The sequence below is a fragment of the Plantibacter sp. LMC-P-059a genome (assembly GCF_030209505.1).
In the GTDB taxonomy this organism is placed as follows: Bacteria; Actinomycetota; Actinomycetes; order Actinomycetales; family Microbacteriaceae; genus Plantibacter.
In genome coordinates this window covers 423089-435914 of the sequence record NZ_JARVRZ010000006.1, presented here as the reverse complement: position 1 = coordinate 435914, position 12826 = coordinate 423089, and the positions used below count along the sequence as shown (strand labels likewise).

At 69.0% G+C, this 12826-nt stretch carries 16 protein-coding genes; 12 read left to right on the top strand and 4 right to left on the bottom strand.

The window, feature by feature from the left end; all coding sequences use genetic code 11:
• Positions 1 to 72: 72 nt before the first annotated feature.
• The 3 genes from QRN27_RS15385 to QRN27_RS15375 all read left to right on the top strand — a co-directional run bounded on the left by QRN27_RS15385 (position 73) and on the right by QRN27_RS15375 (position 2377).
• Positions 73 to 822 carry an SDR family NAD(P)-dependent oxidoreductase gene (locus QRN27_RS15385; protein ID WP_285042983.1) on the top strand — a complete coding sequence of 250 codons (750 nt, stop codon included), beginning with the start codon at positions 73 to 75 and terminating at the stop codon, positions 820 to 822.
• Positions 823 to 839: 17 nt separating this feature from the next.
• A complete protein-coding gene (locus QRN27_RS15380) occupies positions 840 to 1277 on the top strand; it encodes a carboxymuconolactone decarboxylase family protein (RefSeq protein WP_285042982.1) in 438 nt (145 codons plus the stop codon).
• A gap of 77 nt (positions 1278 to 1354) precedes the next feature.
• Positions 1355 to 2377, top strand: coding sequence for a LacI family DNA-binding transcriptional regulator (locus QRN27_RS15375; protein ID WP_285042981.1), 1023 nt, complete (start codon positions 1355 to 1357; stop codon positions 2375 to 2377).
• A 12-nt stretch (positions 2378 to 2389) separates the two neighbouring features.
• Here the strand turns inward: QRN27_RS15375 and QRN27_RS15370 are convergent, their stop codons facing one another.
• From QRN27_RS15370 to QRN27_RS15360, 3 genes are read right to left on the bottom strand one after another with little or no spacing between them, the layout of a single operon-like run.
• Positions 2390 to 3298: an SMP-30/gluconolactonase/LRE family protein gene (locus tag QRN27_RS15370; RefSeq protein WP_285042980.1), complete on the bottom strand. Its 909-nt coding sequence runs from the start codon at positions 3296 to 3298 to the stop codon at positions 2390 to 2392.
• Positions 3299 to 3327: 29 nt separating this feature from the next.
• Entirely contained in the window at positions 3328 to 3759 is a 432-nt protein-coding gene (locus QRN27_RS15365; RefSeq protein WP_285042979.1) for a hypothetical protein, read from the bottom strand.
• A gap of 52 nt (positions 3760 to 3811) precedes the next feature.
• The gene (locus tag QRN27_RS15360; protein ID WP_285037607.1) at positions 3812 to 4255 is read right to left on the bottom strand and encodes a GNAT family N-acetyltransferase; all 444 of its coding nucleotides are present in this window, start codon (positions 4253 to 4255) and stop codon (positions 3812 to 3814) included.
• Between the two features lie 155 nt (positions 4256 to 4410).
• Here QRN27_RS15360 and QRN27_RS15355 point away from each other — a divergent pair, with 155 nt between their 5' ends.
• The 7 genes from QRN27_RS15355 to QRN27_RS15325 all read left to right on the top strand — a co-directional run bounded on the left by QRN27_RS15355 (position 4411) and on the right by QRN27_RS15325 (position 10967).
• The gene (locus tag QRN27_RS15355; protein WP_285042978.1) at positions 4411 to 5352 is read left to right on the top strand and encodes an aldo/keto reductase; all 942 of its coding nucleotides are present in this window, start codon (positions 4411 to 4413) and stop codon (positions 5350 to 5352) included.
• Between the two features lie 154 nt (positions 5353 to 5506).
• Positions 5507 to 6025: a hypothetical protein gene (locus tag QRN27_RS15350; protein WP_285042977.1), complete on the top strand. Its 519-nt coding sequence runs from the start codon at positions 5507 to 5509 to the stop codon at positions 6023 to 6025.
• A complete protein-coding gene (locus QRN27_RS15345) occupies positions 6015 to 6428 on the top strand; it encodes a hypothetical protein (protein ID WP_285042976.1) in 414 nt (137 codons plus the stop codon). Before QRN27_RS15350 ends, QRN27_RS15345 begins: the two co-directional genes overlap by 11 nt.
• 207 nt (positions 6429 to 6635) lie before the next feature.
• Positions 6636 to 8351 (top strand): circularly permuted type 2 ATP-grasp protein, encoded by a 1716-nt coding sequence (locus QRN27_RS15340; protein WP_285042975.1) that lies wholly within the window; start codon positions 6636 to 6638, stop codon positions 8349 to 8351.
• Positions 8345 to 9274, top strand: a complete 930-nt coding sequence (locus tag QRN27_RS15335; protein WP_285042974.1) for an alpha-E domain-containing protein — start codon at positions 8345 to 8347, stop codon at positions 9272 to 9274. Before QRN27_RS15340 ends, QRN27_RS15335 begins: the two co-directional genes overlap by 7 nt.
• A complete protein-coding gene (locus tag QRN27_RS15330) occupies positions 9271 to 10116 on the top strand; it encodes a transglutaminase family protein (protein ID WP_194671313.1) in 846 nt (281 codons plus the stop codon). The genes QRN27_RS15335 and QRN27_RS15330 overlap by 4 nt, the downstream gene beginning before the upstream one ends.
• A 38-nt stretch (positions 10117 to 10154) precedes the next feature.
• Positions 10155 to 10967: a CPBP family intramembrane glutamic endopeptidase gene (locus tag QRN27_RS15325; RefSeq protein WP_285042973.1), complete on the top strand. Its 813-nt coding sequence runs from the start codon at positions 10155 to 10157 to the stop codon at positions 10965 to 10967.
• Between the two features lie 10 nt (positions 10968 to 10977).
• Here the strand turns inward: QRN27_RS15325 and QRN27_RS15320 are convergent, their stop codons facing one another.
• Positions 10978 to 11271 carry a DUF4287 domain-containing protein gene (locus QRN27_RS15320; protein ID WP_285042972.1) on the bottom strand — a complete coding sequence of 98 codons (294 nt, stop codon included), beginning with the start codon at positions 11269 to 11271 and terminating at the stop codon, positions 10978 to 10980.
• A gap of 128 nt (positions 11272 to 11399) precedes the next feature.
• Here QRN27_RS15320 and QRN27_RS15315 point away from each other — a divergent pair, with 128 nt between their 5' ends.
• On the top strand, positions 11400 to 11780 hold the full coding sequence (locus tag QRN27_RS15315) for a DUF3054 domain-containing protein (RefSeq protein WP_285042971.1): 381 nt from the start codon (positions 11400 to 11402) through the stop codon (positions 11778 to 11780).
• 7 nt (positions 11781 to 11787) lie between these two features.
• Positions 11788 to 12714 (top strand): methyltransferase family protein, encoded by a 927-nt coding sequence (locus QRN27_RS15310; RefSeq protein ID WP_285042970.1) that lies wholly within the window; start codon positions 11788 to 11790, stop codon positions 12712 to 12714.
• Positions 12715 to 12826: the final 112 nt, after the last annotated feature.

Below are 12826 nucleotides of genomic sequence, written 5' to 3'. Positions count from 1 at the left end.
CCGCGCGGACGGTCCAGATCAACGACGATGCACGGCGCCTGAATGCGCCGGACGAACGGAACGGAACCGCACATGAGGTTGCAGGGCAAGCGAGCGATCATCACCGGAGCAGCGGGAGCGCTCGGCCGGGTGATCGCCCAGAAGCTCGCCGCCGAGGGCGCCGACGTCGCCGGCCTCGACCTCAACGCCGCCGGCCTCGAGGAGACCGCGGAACTCGTCCGGGCGCATGGGGTGCGCGCCGCCTCGGCCACCGCCGACCTGACCGACTTCGACGCCGTGCAGGCCGCCGTCGGGGGCATCGTCGACGAGTGGGGTGGCGTCGACATCCTCCTGAACGGTGCCGGTGGCGGGGCCGTCAGCTTCTTCCACGAGATGACCTCCGAGACCTGGACGACGCAGATCGACCGCAACCTCAACTCGGTCTTCAACGTGACCCGTGCCGTCCTGCCCTCGATGCTCGAGCAGCGCTCCGGTCGCATCATCAGCATCGCGTCGATCGCCGCCGTCAGCGGTGGCCGTCTCGTCCGCGGGGCGACCGCCTACGCCGCAGCCAAGGCCGGCGTCGTCGGGCTCACGAAGGCCCTCGCGATCGAGGTCGCCGAGCAGGGCGTCACGGTGAACGCGCTCGCGCCCGGCGCGCAGGCGACGCCCGGCCGCGACAACGACACCCCGGAACGCCGCGAGGCCCTCCTCGCGCAGATCCCCACGCGGCTGCTCGGCGAACCGGAGCACCTCGCGGAGACCGTCGTCTTCCTCGCCTCGCCCGCCGCCGTGAACATCACCGGCCTGATCCTGCCGCTCGACGGCGGACACTCGATCTAGGCGACGGGGCGACGACGATGACGACGGGAGACGACATGACGCGGCTCGAGCGCGGCAAGGCGAAGTTCGACGAGGTGTATGGCGAGGGGAAGTCGGAGGGGCTCGTCGCGATGCAGACGGGCCTCGCGCAGGACCTCGCCCGCTTCGGGATCGAGTTCAACTTCGGGGACATCTACTCGCGCCCCGGCCTGTCGCTGGCGCAGCGGGAGCTCATCACCCTGGCGGCGCTCGTCGCGCTCGGCGGCTTGGAGCCGCAGCTTCGCGGGCACACGCGCGGTGCGATCAACGTGGGGTGCTCGGCCACGGAGATCCTCGAGACGGTCATCCACACCGTCCAGTACGCCGGGTTCCCACGTGCGCTCAACGCCATCCGGGTCGTCACGGACGCCCTCATCGAGTACGGCGTGGAGATCCCCGAACCCCTCGGACCGGAGCCGCACCGCGGTCAGGACTGACCGAGACGGGGCGATCTAGACTGAGCCGGGCCGCGGGAACGCTCCCGGGGCACGCAGCACGAGGGCAGGGGTGAAGCATGGGACGAGTCGGCATCCGCGAGGTCGCGACGCTCGCCGACGTCTCCATGGGCACGGTCTCGCACTACATCAACCACCCCGACCGCGTCTCGCCCGAGAAGCAGGAACGCATCCAGCGCGCCATCGACCAGCTCGGGTTCGTCCGCAACAACGCCGCCTGGCAGCTGCGTCTCGGACGCAGCGGCACCATCGCCTATATCGCGCCCGACGTCAGCAACCCGTTCTTCGCGACGATCGCCGAGGGGGTCGAGCAGCGCGCCGCCGAGGACGGGCTCTCCGTCTTCATCGCGAACTCCAACCGCAGTCGTGAGCGCGAGGACGCCTACCTCGGCATGTTCGAGGCGCAGCGGGTGCAGGGCATGCTCGTCGCCTCGCACGAGTCGGTGGAGGAGCGGCTGACGAGCATCCGGCAGCGGGGCATCCCCTCGGTCCTCGTCGGGCAGTTGGCCTCCTCGCCGGACCAGCCTTCCGTGTCCGTCGACGACGTGCGCGGTGGGTTCCTCGCGGCCGAGCACCTGCTGGCGACCGGCCGTCGCCGACTCGCCTTCGTCGGTGGTCCACTCGGCATCCGTCAGGTCGCCGACCGGTTCGAGGGGGCGAGCTCCGCCGTAGCCGCCGTGCCCGGGGCGACCCTCGAGGTGATCGCGGGCACCGAGCGCACGATCGCCGAGGGCCGCGAGCTCGGCCGGGCCATCGCCGCCCGCCCGCCCGAGGCTCGTCCAGACGCCGTGTTCGCGGTGAACGACCTGCTCGCGCTCGGCATCATGCAGACGCTCGTCGTCGAGCACGGCCTCCGCGTCCCGGACGACCTCGCGATCGTCGGCTACGACGACATCGAGTTCGCCGAGTCGTCGATCATCCCGCTCACCTCCGTGCGCGCGCCGCACGAGGGGTTCGGCGTCGCCGCGGTGGAGCTGCTCCTGGGCGAGTTCGCCGTCGCGGAGGGGGCGCCGACCCCGCCGCCGTCCTCGCGCCACCTCGTCTTCCAGCCCGAGCTCGTCGTCCGGGCCTCCTCCGTCTGAGCGGCGCGACCGTCAGGGCCGCGGCGCCTGCCGGGTGGCCGTGCGGATGCGGTACAGGGAACTCGACGCGGTGATGTAGAGCGTCATGCCGTCCTCGCCGCCGAAGCAGACGTTCGCGGTGCGCTCCGGGACCGGGATGCGCAGGATGGTCGCGCCGGTGGGGTCGAAGACCTCGACGCCGTCGCCGGCCGACGACCACAGGTTGCCGTCGACGTCGATGCGGAAGCCGTCCGAGGCGGGGACGGCGGTCGCGGCGAAGGTCCGGCCGGGGGTGTCGCCGTGCTCCACCGAGACCCCGTCGGCGGCGACGTCGTACGCGCCGATGCGCTGCGCCCCGTCGCCGGTGTCGGAGACGTAGAGGACGGATTCGTCGGGGGAGAACGCGAGCCCGTTCGGGTGCACGAGCGCGGTGATCACGGGTTCGACCACACCGGTCGACGGGTCGAGGCGGAAGACGAAGCAGCCGTCGTACTCCTGCTCGCCGGGGTGACCCTCCCGGCCGCTCGCGTCGATCCCGTAGGGCGGGTCGGTGAACCAGATCGACCCGTCGGAGTGCACGACGACGTCGTTGGGTGAGTTGAAGCGCACGCCCGCCCACCGGTCGACGAGCGTGACCGGGCCGTCGGAGCCCTCGATCTCGACCGCGCGCCGCCCGTGGCTGCACTGCACGACGCGACCCTCTCGGTCGATCGTGCGTCCGTTCGTGTACTCGGCGCCGTCCCGGAACACGGCCGTCTCGCCGCTCGCCGCGTCGAACTCGAGGATGCGGTCGTTCGGGATGTCGCTCCATCGGAGGCGTCCGGTTTCGGCGATCCACGCCGGTCCCTCGCTCCAGATCGCGCCCGTGTAGAGGTGTTCGAGCTCGGCGCCCTCCGCGAGCAGCGGCGAAGGATCGGTCATCGTGACATCGTCGTCGGTCATGACATCCAGCCTATTCGGCAGGTGCCGGTTTACGCCGGATCGATGGGGGAGGAGCCGAGGTTGCGGGCGGTCGGGCGCGTGACGGGCGGTTCGACGATCGACTCGAGGAACGCCCACGCGTCCATGCGCCAGCGGTCGCCGGCGACGTCGATCGCCTCGATCCGGAACGGCGGGGTGAGGATCGCGTCCCAGTCGATGGAGTCGAGCACACGCCGCGGGATCATCTCGTCCACGTAGGGGGCCTCGCGCTCCGGATCCGGAGCCACCTCGGGTGCGTCGCCGTCGACCAGGCCCTCGAGCCGGTCGATCATCGCGTCGTCGAACGCCTGCATGCGGGTGACGAGGGTGTGGAGCTCGTCGGATTCGAGCCCGGCGACGAGTTCGAGGAGGTACGCGCGCCCGGGATAGGCGTCCGCCGGCACATCGACGATGTTGTACCGGCCGTCATCGGAGATCCACATGCGTCAACGGTAGCCCGTCATCGCTGGGGGCCGGGCGAGAGTGCGCCGTCGCTCAGGATTCCGGCGGCCGCTGCGTCGGGTGCACCGGGAGCTCGGCGGCCGGCCTGACGAGGGCGGTCCGGCCGGGTTCCGCGAATCCGAACTGCTCGTAGAGCCCGTGCGCGTCGCTCGTGAAGAGCGTCCAGCGGAAGTGCGCGCCGGGCCCGTCGTCGATCATCGCCTGCACGATGCGTTTGCCGAGACCGCGACCGCGGTGCGCTTCGAGCACGACGACGTCCGCGAGGTAGGCGAAGCCGAGTCCGTCCGAGACCGCGCGGGCGAAGCCGACCTGCGCGCCGGTCTCCTCCTCGTACACGCCGATGACCCGCCACGCGTCGTCGATCTGCGCCTCGACCTCGGCTCGGCTTCGCCACTTCGCCCAGTAGACCTCGCGGAGCGCGCCCCACACGGCGTCGCGGTCGATGCGGTCCTTCGAGTCGTCGACGAGGTAGCCCATCCGCCAACTGTATGGCGGCGTGGAGCGGGGTTTCGAGTGCCGATCCGGGGTCGGTGGACCGACCGTCATCCGACGACACGAGGAATAGCCGCGCGGCCCTCCGCCTTACCGTGAGAGAGGCATACGCCTGAACCGAACCTCTGGAGGATCATCAGATGACTCACGCCCGCACCACCCTCGGAACGTCCGACCTGTCCGTCTTCCCGCTGAACCTCGGCGGCAACGTGTTCGGGTGGACGGCCGACCGGCAGACCTCGTTCGACATCCTCGACGCCTTCGTCGCGGGCGGCGGCAACTTCATCGACACCGCCGACGGCTACTCGGCGTGGGTCCCCGGCAACACCGGTGGCGACTCGGAGCGCCTCATCGGCGAGTGGCAGGAGCTGCGCGGCAACCGCGACGAGCTCGTCATCGCGACGAAGGTCAGCCAGCACCCCGACTTCCAGGGACTCGCCGCCGACAACATCCTGAAGGCCGCCGACGCGTCGCTCGAGCGCCTCCGCACCGATCACATCGACCTCTACTACGCGCACTTCGACGACGAGTCCGTCCCACTGGAGGAGACGGTGACGGCGCTGTCGTCGCTCGTCGACGCCGGCAAGGTCCGCTACCTCGGCATCTCCAACTACTCCGCCGCCCGCATCGCCGAGTGGTTCGAGATCGTCGAGGCCAAGGGGCTGCATCGCCCGATCGCCCTGCAGCCGCACTACAACCTCGTCGAGCGTGACTTCGAGGGGGAACTGCGCACCATCGCCGAGCGCGAGCAGCTCGCCGTGCTGCCCTACTTCTCGCTCGCGAAGGGCTTCCTGACCGGCAAGTACCGCGAGGGTGCGAGCGTCGACAGCGTCCGCGCCGAGGGCGCCCAGGCGTACCTCGCCGACCACGCGGCGCTCCTGCCCGTGCTCGACGAGGTGGCGTCCGCCCACGGAGTCTCGGTCGCGACCGTGTCGCTCGCGTGGCTCCGTTCACAGCCGACCGTCGCCGCGCCGATCGCGAGCGCCCGCACCGTCGAGCAGCTGCCCGACCTCCTCGCCTCGGCGACCCTCGAGCTCTCCGACGACGAACTGGCCGCCCTCACCGCCGCCTCGGTCGCGTAGGGCATTCGATGGCGCACGTGGCGCGCACGAGTGCCGGTGCGAGCCGGATCGGTCCGGACATCGCCGCCCTCAGCTGACGGTTGAGTCAGCCCGAGTCGCTTTAATTCGCTGATTGTCGGCTATTCTCATAGCACTTATGCAGGGATGGAGCGGGATGTTCGATATACAAACAACCTTCGGGTGGTTCGATGTCGTTGGTCTCGTATTGACTCTGGTTGGCTTACTCCTGGCGTGGCTGCAAGCGCGCCGAGCTCGGAAAGCTGCCGAGGCCGCTGAAGACGCAGTGGAAGCCACAGAGCATAAGCTCAGTTTGAGTCAACTACTCCTAGTTCTCGGCGCCGTTCAGCAAGTAATTGGCGACCTGGAAAACGCGGCGGATAACGAGAACAAGCCTGTTGCGCAGTTTCTGCTGCTGCGTTTCGGCATGCTGGCTGCTGAAGCGGCTACGCTGCTAGCAAGGCAGGAGCGGGACGTTGGAAACCTGACCGATGATCTGCGCAAGTTTAGTGAGCAGGCGTTGGACGCAAAAGCGCTGCTCGCACGAAGCTCGAGCCCTAAGGTGGCTCGAGCCACCTCAGAAATCCGCAGTGATCTGGGGAGGGTTGGGCTTCAGATTGCCACTGCGGTGACAGAACTTCGATTTAGAACGGGAGCTAGCAGCAATGCTCAATGATGAAGAGTGGCAAACGATCGTGCGCCGATTGGTTGATCTGACCAAAGCGCAGAAGCTTCAGTGGTCCGTGTTGCAGCCCGAGATCGAGACGGACCCAACCTATTTCGCTGAGGTTGGTGCTGAAACGCAGTACCGCGTTTGGGCGGACGACGACGACGGTCGGCTGCCTTACAGGTTCACGATCAGTCGCCGAAGTGAATCGAGTGGCGCCTACCATGCCGTTGAGTCATTCCTCACGGACGAGTTTCAAGACAATGATGGGTCGACGTCCGACTGGATTAATGACCTGTACACCTTGGCGGCCAGATCCGCCAGTGGAAGCCCGCAGCTGGTCTCCACGCTTCTCGAAGAGCTCAACCTCCTAGGCGGCTCCGAGGATGGTCAGAGCATTATTCGCTTCTAGTATCTTCAGCCTGGTGGGTTGGTTGATTGCGGACGCCATCACATCTGCGACATCGGAGCTTTCCGACGATGTGGTCCTCTCACCAGGATGCCGGTAGCCTCGGCGCTCTCGAGCGGGCTGCGGATCCGCAGCCTCGGCGCTCTCGAGCGGGCTGCGGATCCGCGCTCCGAAACACCCCGGCAACATGTGTCCCGGTAGAGTCGGCCCATGGGTGACCTGTTCAACGGCTATGGCGGCACGCTGGCCCCGCGCAAGACGGCTAGCGGTGTACCCGCGTTCGACGAGATGTTCGGCGAGGCGGCGGAACACGCCGGTGGCGCGACGGCCAGGCGGGCGTATCAGGAGATCTACACCTCCCTCGCACGCATGACCCAGGAGGAGCTCCGCGGGCGCACCGACGCCCTCGCCAGCTCCTATCTCGCGCAGGGTGTCACCTTCGACTTCGCCGGTGAGGAGCGCCCGTTCCCGCTCGACGCGGTCCCCCGGGTGATCGAGCAGCAGGAGTGGACGCAGGTCGAGGCCGGCATCAAGCAGCGGGTCAAGGCGCTCGAGGCGTTCCTCGCCGACGTCTACGGCCCGCAGCTCGCCGTGCGCGACGGCGTCATCCCCGCCAAGCTCATCTCCTCGTCCTCCCACTTCCATCGGCAGGCCTACGGGATCCAGGCGGCGAACGGCGTCCGCATCCAGGTCTCCGGCATCGACCTCATCCGCGACGAACACGGCCAGATGCGCGTCCTCGAGGACAACGTGCGCGTCCCATCGGGCGTCAGCTACGTCATCTCCAACCGCCGGGTCATGGCGCAGACCCTCCCGGAGCTCTTCGTCTCGATGCGGGTGCGTCCCGTCGGCGACTACCCGAACAAGCTCCTGCAGGCGCTCCGTGCTTCGGCCCCGCCCGGTGTCGAGGACCCGAACGTCGTCGTGCTCACCCCCGGTGTGTACAACTCCGCCTACTTCGAGCACACCCTGCTCGCGCGCCTCATGGGTGTGGAGCTCGTCGAGGGCCGCGACCTCTTCTGCTCCGGCGGCAAGGTGTTCATGCGCACCACGGCCGGCCCGACCCGCGTCGACGTCATCTACCGTCGCGTCGATGACGAGTTCCTCGACCCGCTGTCGTTCCGCGCCGACTCCATGCTCGGCTCGCCTGGCCTCATGCTCGCGGCCCGCCTCGGCAACGTGACGATCGCGAACGCGGTCGGCAACGGCGTGGCCGACGACAAGCTCGTCTACACGTACCTGCCTGATCTCATCAAGTACTACCTCGCCGAGGACGCGATCCTCCCGAACGTCGACACCTGGCGTCTCGAGGACCCGCTCGCCCTGGAGGAGGTGCTCGACCGGCTCGACGAGCTCGTGATCAAGCCCGTCGACGGCTCGGGCGGCAAGGGGCTCGTCGTGGGGCCGGACGCCTCGAAGGAGGAGCTCGCGACCCTGAAGACGAAGCTGCAGGAGGACCCTCGCGGCTGGATCGCGCAGCCGGTCGTCATGCTGTCCACCATCCCGACGCTCGTCGAGGACGGCATGCGCCCACGTCACGCCGACCTGCGGCCCTTCGCCGTCAACGACGGCAACGACGTCTGGGTCCTGCCGGGTGGCCTGACCCGCGTCGCGCTGCCGGAGGGGCAGCTGGTCGTGAACTCCAGCCAGGGTGGTGGCTCGAAGGACACCTGGGTCGTCGGCCGCGCCTACGACCCGAACGCCGCTCCCGAGGCGTCGTCGCACGACATCCAGGGCCTCGTCGCCGAGCAGGCCACGACGGAGACGACGTCGATCCCGATCATCTACGACCACGGCACGACCCCGGAGCACTCGCCCCAGGACCGGCCCACGGGCAATCAGGACCAGCAGGAGCAGCAGCAGCAGCAGGCGCGTGCGGACGCACCGTCTGAGCGGGTCGACGGGCAGGAGGACGCAGCATGCTGAGCCGGATCGCCGAGAGCCTGTTCTGGATCGGTCGCTACATCGAGCGGAGCGACGGCACCGCCCGCATCCTCGACGTCCACCTGCAGTTGCTGCTGGAGGATCCGTGGATCGACGAGGACACCGCCTGCCGTTCGCTGCTGTCCGTGATGGGGAGCGACGCACCGGCCGACCATGAGCTCACGCGCCAGGACGTCCTCGCGCAGCTCGCCGTCGACCGCACCCACCCGGCGTCGATCGCCTACTCCCTGGGTGCCGCGCGGGAGAACGCCCGTCGTGCCCGCGAGATCGTGTCGACCGAGCTGTGGGAGTGCCTCAACACCACCCGGGCGCGGATGCCGCGACGGGTCGCGAGCGACAAGGTCCACGAGTTCTTCGGCTGGGTCCGCGAACGCTCGGCGCTCGCCGTCGGCATCGTCGACTCGGCCACCAGCCGTGACGACGCCTGGCGGTTCTTCACCCTCGGCCGCAGCCTCGAGCGTGCCGACATGACCGCCCGCCTGCTGGCGACGCGGTCGCTCACCGAGGCCAGTGGTCCGTCGTGGACGACGATCCTCCGCTCCTGCGGCGCGTACGAGGCGTACCTGCGTACCTACCGCGGCATGCCGAGCGCGAAGAACGCCGCCGAGTTCCTGCTGCTCGACCAGCTGTTCCCGCGCTCCGTCATGTTCTCGATCAGCCGGGCCGAGGAGTGCATGCGCGACCTCGAACCGCGGCGCGGTCGCGTCGGCACGGTCGACTCCGCCCAGCGGTTGCTCGGCCAGATCCGCAGCGACCTCGAGTACCGCCCCATCCAGGACACCCTCGGCGACCTCCCCGGCCGGATGGACGCCGTGCAGAACGTCACGAGCCAGGTGTCCGAGGCGATCCGCGAACGCTACTTCCCCACGCATGCGGTGCCCGCGTGGATCGGAGAGAACTCATGACCCGTCTGCACATCAAGCACAGCACCGGCTTCTCGTACGGCGGCAAGGTGAACGCCTCCTACAACGAGGCGCGCATGCTCCCCGTCACGACCGAGGACCAGTACGTGCTGTACTCGCACATCGACATCCAGCCCGGTGCGTCGCAGTCGACCTACACGGACTACTGGGGCATGAAGGTGTCGGCCTTCGAGGTGCTCACGCCGCACGACGAGCTGTCGCTCACGGCCACGAGTCTCGTGGAGGTGCGCCCTCGGAAGCACGAACCGCACCCGACCGGCTGGGAGCAGCTCGACATCGCGACGCAGGCGGCCGTCACCCGGGTGGAGCACCTGGAGCAGACCCGCCGCACGACCCCGCCGGACGACCTCGTCGAGCTCGCCCGGACCATCGCCGACCGCCACGAGAGCCCGTGTGAAGCCGCGATGGCGATCAGCCGTGAGATCGGCGAGCAGATGGACTACGTGCAGGGCGTCACGAGCGTGTACTCGACGGCGGCCGAGGCGTGGGCCAACCGCAAGGGGGTCTGTCAGGACATCACGCACATCGTCCTCGGGGCGTTGCGGTCCGTCGGGATCCCTGCGCGGTACGTGTCCGGGTACCTGCACCCGAAGCCGCACGCGGCGATCGGTGAGACGGTGACCGGGGAGTCGCACGCCTGGGTGGAGTGGTTCTGTGGTGACTGGCGCGGGTTCGACCCGACCAACATGGTCGACGTCGGCGAGCGTCACGTGCTCATCGGGCGTGGTCGTGACTACGGCGACGTGTCCCCGCTCCGTGGTGTCTACGCGGGTCCGTACCGGTCCAAGCTCTTCGTGAAGGTCGAGATCACCCGCGAGGCCTGACCCGGGGCGGTGTCACGCCGCCCCGTAGGATCGTCGGCATGCAGACCGAGATGATCGTCCCGGCCCGCCGCCCGATGAAGCTGATCCCCGCGGTGCTGCTGGCGGCGTCCGCGTTCTGCCTCTTCGGCCTCATGCAGCCCCTCGCCGGGTACCCGTTGCTCGTCGCCGCGCTGGTCACTGCGATCCTCATCGATCGCGCGCTCGCGCAGGATCTGTTCCTCATCGCGATCGGGATCGGCATCGTCTCGACCACCTCGGTGGAGGCGGACGTCTCCTGGCCGAGCTTCTTCCGCATCGGCACCGTCCTCCTGCTGGCGGTCGGCGTGCCGTTCCTCATCGACCGCTTCGTCTACCGGCGGAAGGCGATCATCTTCCCCTGGCGGAGCCGCGAGAAGAAGACGAAGGGGGAGATCGCCTACCTGTTCGCGGTCCCGCTCCTCGGGTGGGCGATCCTGCCGTTCTACTTCATCCGATCCGGTGCCTACGAGAACTGGCCGGTGATCAGCGACGCCGGCGAACTCGGGCGGTTCTTCGTCGGGGTGAACGCGGTCGGCACCTGGGACGAGCTCTTCTTCGTCTGCACCTGCTTCGCGCTGCTGCGACGGCACTTCCCGGTCTGGCAGGCCAACCTGCTGCAGGCCGTCATCTTCGTCTCGTTCCTCTGGGAGCTCGGCTACCGCTCGTGGGGTCCGCTCCTGACGTTCCCCTTCGCGCTCCTCCAGGGGTACCTGTTCTCGAAGACGCGCTCACTCGGCTACATCCTCGCCGTGCACCTGCTCTTCGACGCGATCGTGTTCCTCGCGATCGTGCACGCGCACCACCGCGACTGGATCCCGATCTTCTGGTACTGACCCGAGCGGGTCAGGGGGCGGCGGGCTTCGAGGCCTTGCCGTCGAGCCAGAGCTCCGTCGATTCGTCACGGTGCACGCCGTCGGTGCCCACGTGCTTCTCGCTGATCGTGGGACCGTTCTTGATGACGTGCACGAGCGCCATGCCATGACCTCGGCCGAGCTCGTAGTCGGTCTTCAACCACTCGAGGATCTCGCCGGCCTTCGTGGACCCGTCGAACCCACGGGCGCGCGCCTCGTCCACGAGCTCGCGGGGGGTCTTGCCGGTCTTGGCTTCCGCCGCGTCGAGGTAGGCCTGGAACGACATGACTGCTCCTTCGTCGGTGGGATGTCAGCGACATCGTACCCAGCACCGGTGGCGCCGCGACAGACCCGGTTCCGCGCCAGACGGCGACCCTCCAGGATGGGCGCCCGGCGCGCCAATAGGGTGAGGGGATGGAACGCCCCCGCAGGACCCCAGCAGGTTTCGCCGCGACCGTCGGCATCGACCTCCTCGCCGTCATCGTGTTCGTCCTCATCGGCCGGGCCAGCCATGGCGAAGGGGTCCTCGGCATCCTCGTGACCCTGTGGCCGTTCGCCGTCGGCTTGCTCGTGGGCCACGTGCTCGCCCTCGTCCTCGGCCAGCGGGAGACCCGCGCCGTGCGCTGGGCGGGCGTCATCGTCTGGGTGTCGACCGTCGTCGTCGGCATGGTGCTGCGAGCGGTCTCCGGCCAGGGCGTGCAGCTCAGCTTCGTCATCGTGACCGTCATCGTCCTCGCCGTCCTGCTCCTCGGCTGGCGCCTGGTCGCCTGGCTCATCGCTCGCCGGCGCCACTGATGCGCGCATGAGCGCCGTCGCCTGGGGGCGCTGGTACTTCGGCGTCCAGGCCGTCGCTGGCGCCGTCTGGTGGGTGTCGGTGTTCCTCGTCCCGTTCGTGCGCGACGCGACCCTCGGTTCCCTCGATCCGGTGATCATGGCGATCTTGGACGTGCCGCTGTTCGTCGTCGCCTCGGCGCTCGCCGCGATCGGGATCCGCTGGGCGGCGATCCTGGCGACGGGATGGACGCTGCTCGTCACCATCGCACTCGGCGTGTTCGCCGCGGTGACCGGGGAGGCGGGCATCGGAGCCCTGCTGATGGTCGGTGCAGCCGTCGGATCGGTCACGGCACTCGCGCTCGTCCTCACCGGCGGGATCCCGAGGGCGTGGATCGCGATCGGACCGTTCGCGTTCCGCCCGGCGGACCCGACGGCGTCGACCGGCTCGCAGCTCCGGCGGACGGCGATCGAGATCGTCGCGTTCTGGGGCGTCTTCCTCGCGGTCATCCCGGCCGTGCTGCGGTTCTTCGAGCTGCGGTGGCAGGTCGCGATCACGCTGCCCGGTGCTGAGCCGTTGGCCGTCGTCGCCGGGGTCATCGTCCTCGTGCTCGGCAGCATCGTCGGCCTGTGGTCGGCGGCGGCGATGGCGACCACCGGAGGTGGGACACCGCTGCCGGCCGCGATGCCGAACCGCCTGGTCGTCGCCGGACCCTACCGCTTCGTCCGCAACCCGATGGCGGTCGGCAGCATCGTCCAGGGGATCGGGGTCGGCCTGCTGCTGTCGTCGTGGATCGTGGTGGTCTACGCCGTGTTCGGCGCGGTCGTCTGGAACGTGCTGGTCCGTCCGGTCGAGGAGGCCGACCTCGAAGCCCGCTTCGGCGAACCGTATCGTCGCTACCGCGAGGAACTGCGGTGCTGGGTCCCGAGCCTTCGGCCGGTGCCGGCTCGTTCGTAACTCCTGCTGACCGGGACGACCGGCCGAGTCACCCGCCGCTCCGCGCGACCGGTGGCCTCGGCGGTCGCAGGATGCAGGAGTTGCGATCGCCGAGTGGATCGGAGCGGAGAGC

What these genes read in the sequence shown, in the direction of transcription:
- QRN27_RS15385 (WP_285042983.1), top strand. Translation starts at nt 73, where the DNA reads ATGAGGTTGCAGGGCAAGCGAGCGATCATCACCGGAGCAGCGGGAGCG.
- QRN27_RS15380 (WP_285042982.1), top strand. Translation starts at nt 840, where the DNA reads ATGACGACGGGAGACGACATGACGCGGCTCGAGCGCGGCAAGGCGAAG.
- QRN27_RS15375 (WP_285042981.1), top strand. Translation starts at nt 1,355, where the DNA reads ATGGGACGAGTCGGCATCCGCGAGGTCGCGACGCTCGCCGACGTCTCC.
- QRN27_RS15370 (WP_285042980.1), bottom strand. Translation starts at nt 3,298, where the DNA reads ATGACCGACGACGATGTCACGATGACCGATCCTTCGCCGCTGCTCGCG.
- QRN27_RS15365 (WP_285042979.1), bottom strand. Translation starts at nt 3,759, where the DNA reads ATGTGGATCTCCGATGACGGCCGGTACAACATCGTCGATGTGCCGGCG.
- QRN27_RS15360 (WP_285037607.1), bottom strand. Translation starts at nt 4,255, where the DNA reads ATGGGCTACCTCGTCGACGACTCGAAGGACCGCATCGACCGCGACGCC.
- QRN27_RS15355 (WP_285042978.1), top strand. Translation starts at nt 4,411, where the DNA reads ATGACTCACGCCCGCACCACCCTCGGAACGTCCGACCTGTCCGTCTTC.
- QRN27_RS15350 (WP_285042977.1), top strand. Translation starts at nt 5,507, where the DNA reads ATGTTCGATATACAAACAACCTTCGGGTGGTTCGATGTCGTTGGTCTC.
- QRN27_RS15345 (WP_285042976.1), top strand. Translation starts at nt 6,015, where the DNA reads ATGCTCAATGATGAAGAGTGGCAAACGATCGTGCGCCGATTGGTTGAT.
- QRN27_RS15340 (WP_285042975.1), top strand. Translation starts at nt 6,636, where the DNA reads ATGGGTGACCTGTTCAACGGCTATGGCGGCACGCTGGCCCCGCGCAAG.
- QRN27_RS15335 (WP_285042974.1), top strand. Translation starts at nt 8,345, where the DNA reads ATGCTGAGCCGGATCGCCGAGAGCCTGTTCTGGATCGGTCGCTACATC.
- QRN27_RS15330 (WP_194671313.1), top strand. Translation starts at nt 9,271, where the DNA reads ATGACCCGTCTGCACATCAAGCACAGCACCGGCTTCTCGTACGGCGGC.
- QRN27_RS15325 (WP_285042973.1), top strand. Translation starts at nt 10,155, where the DNA reads ATGCAGACCGAGATGATCGTCCCGGCCCGCCGCCCGATGAAGCTGATC.
- QRN27_RS15320 (WP_285042972.1), bottom strand. Translation starts at nt 11,271, where the DNA reads ATGTCGTTCCAGGCCTACCTCGACGCGGCGGAAGCCAAGACCGGCAAG.
- QRN27_RS15315 (WP_285042971.1), top strand. Translation starts at nt 11,400, where the DNA reads ATGGAACGCCCCCGCAGGACCCCAGCAGGTTTCGCCGCGACCGTCGGC.
- QRN27_RS15310 (WP_285042970.1), top strand. Translation starts at nt 11,788, where the DNA reads ATGAGCGCCGTCGCCTGGGGGCGCTGGTACTTCGGCGTCCAGGCCGTC.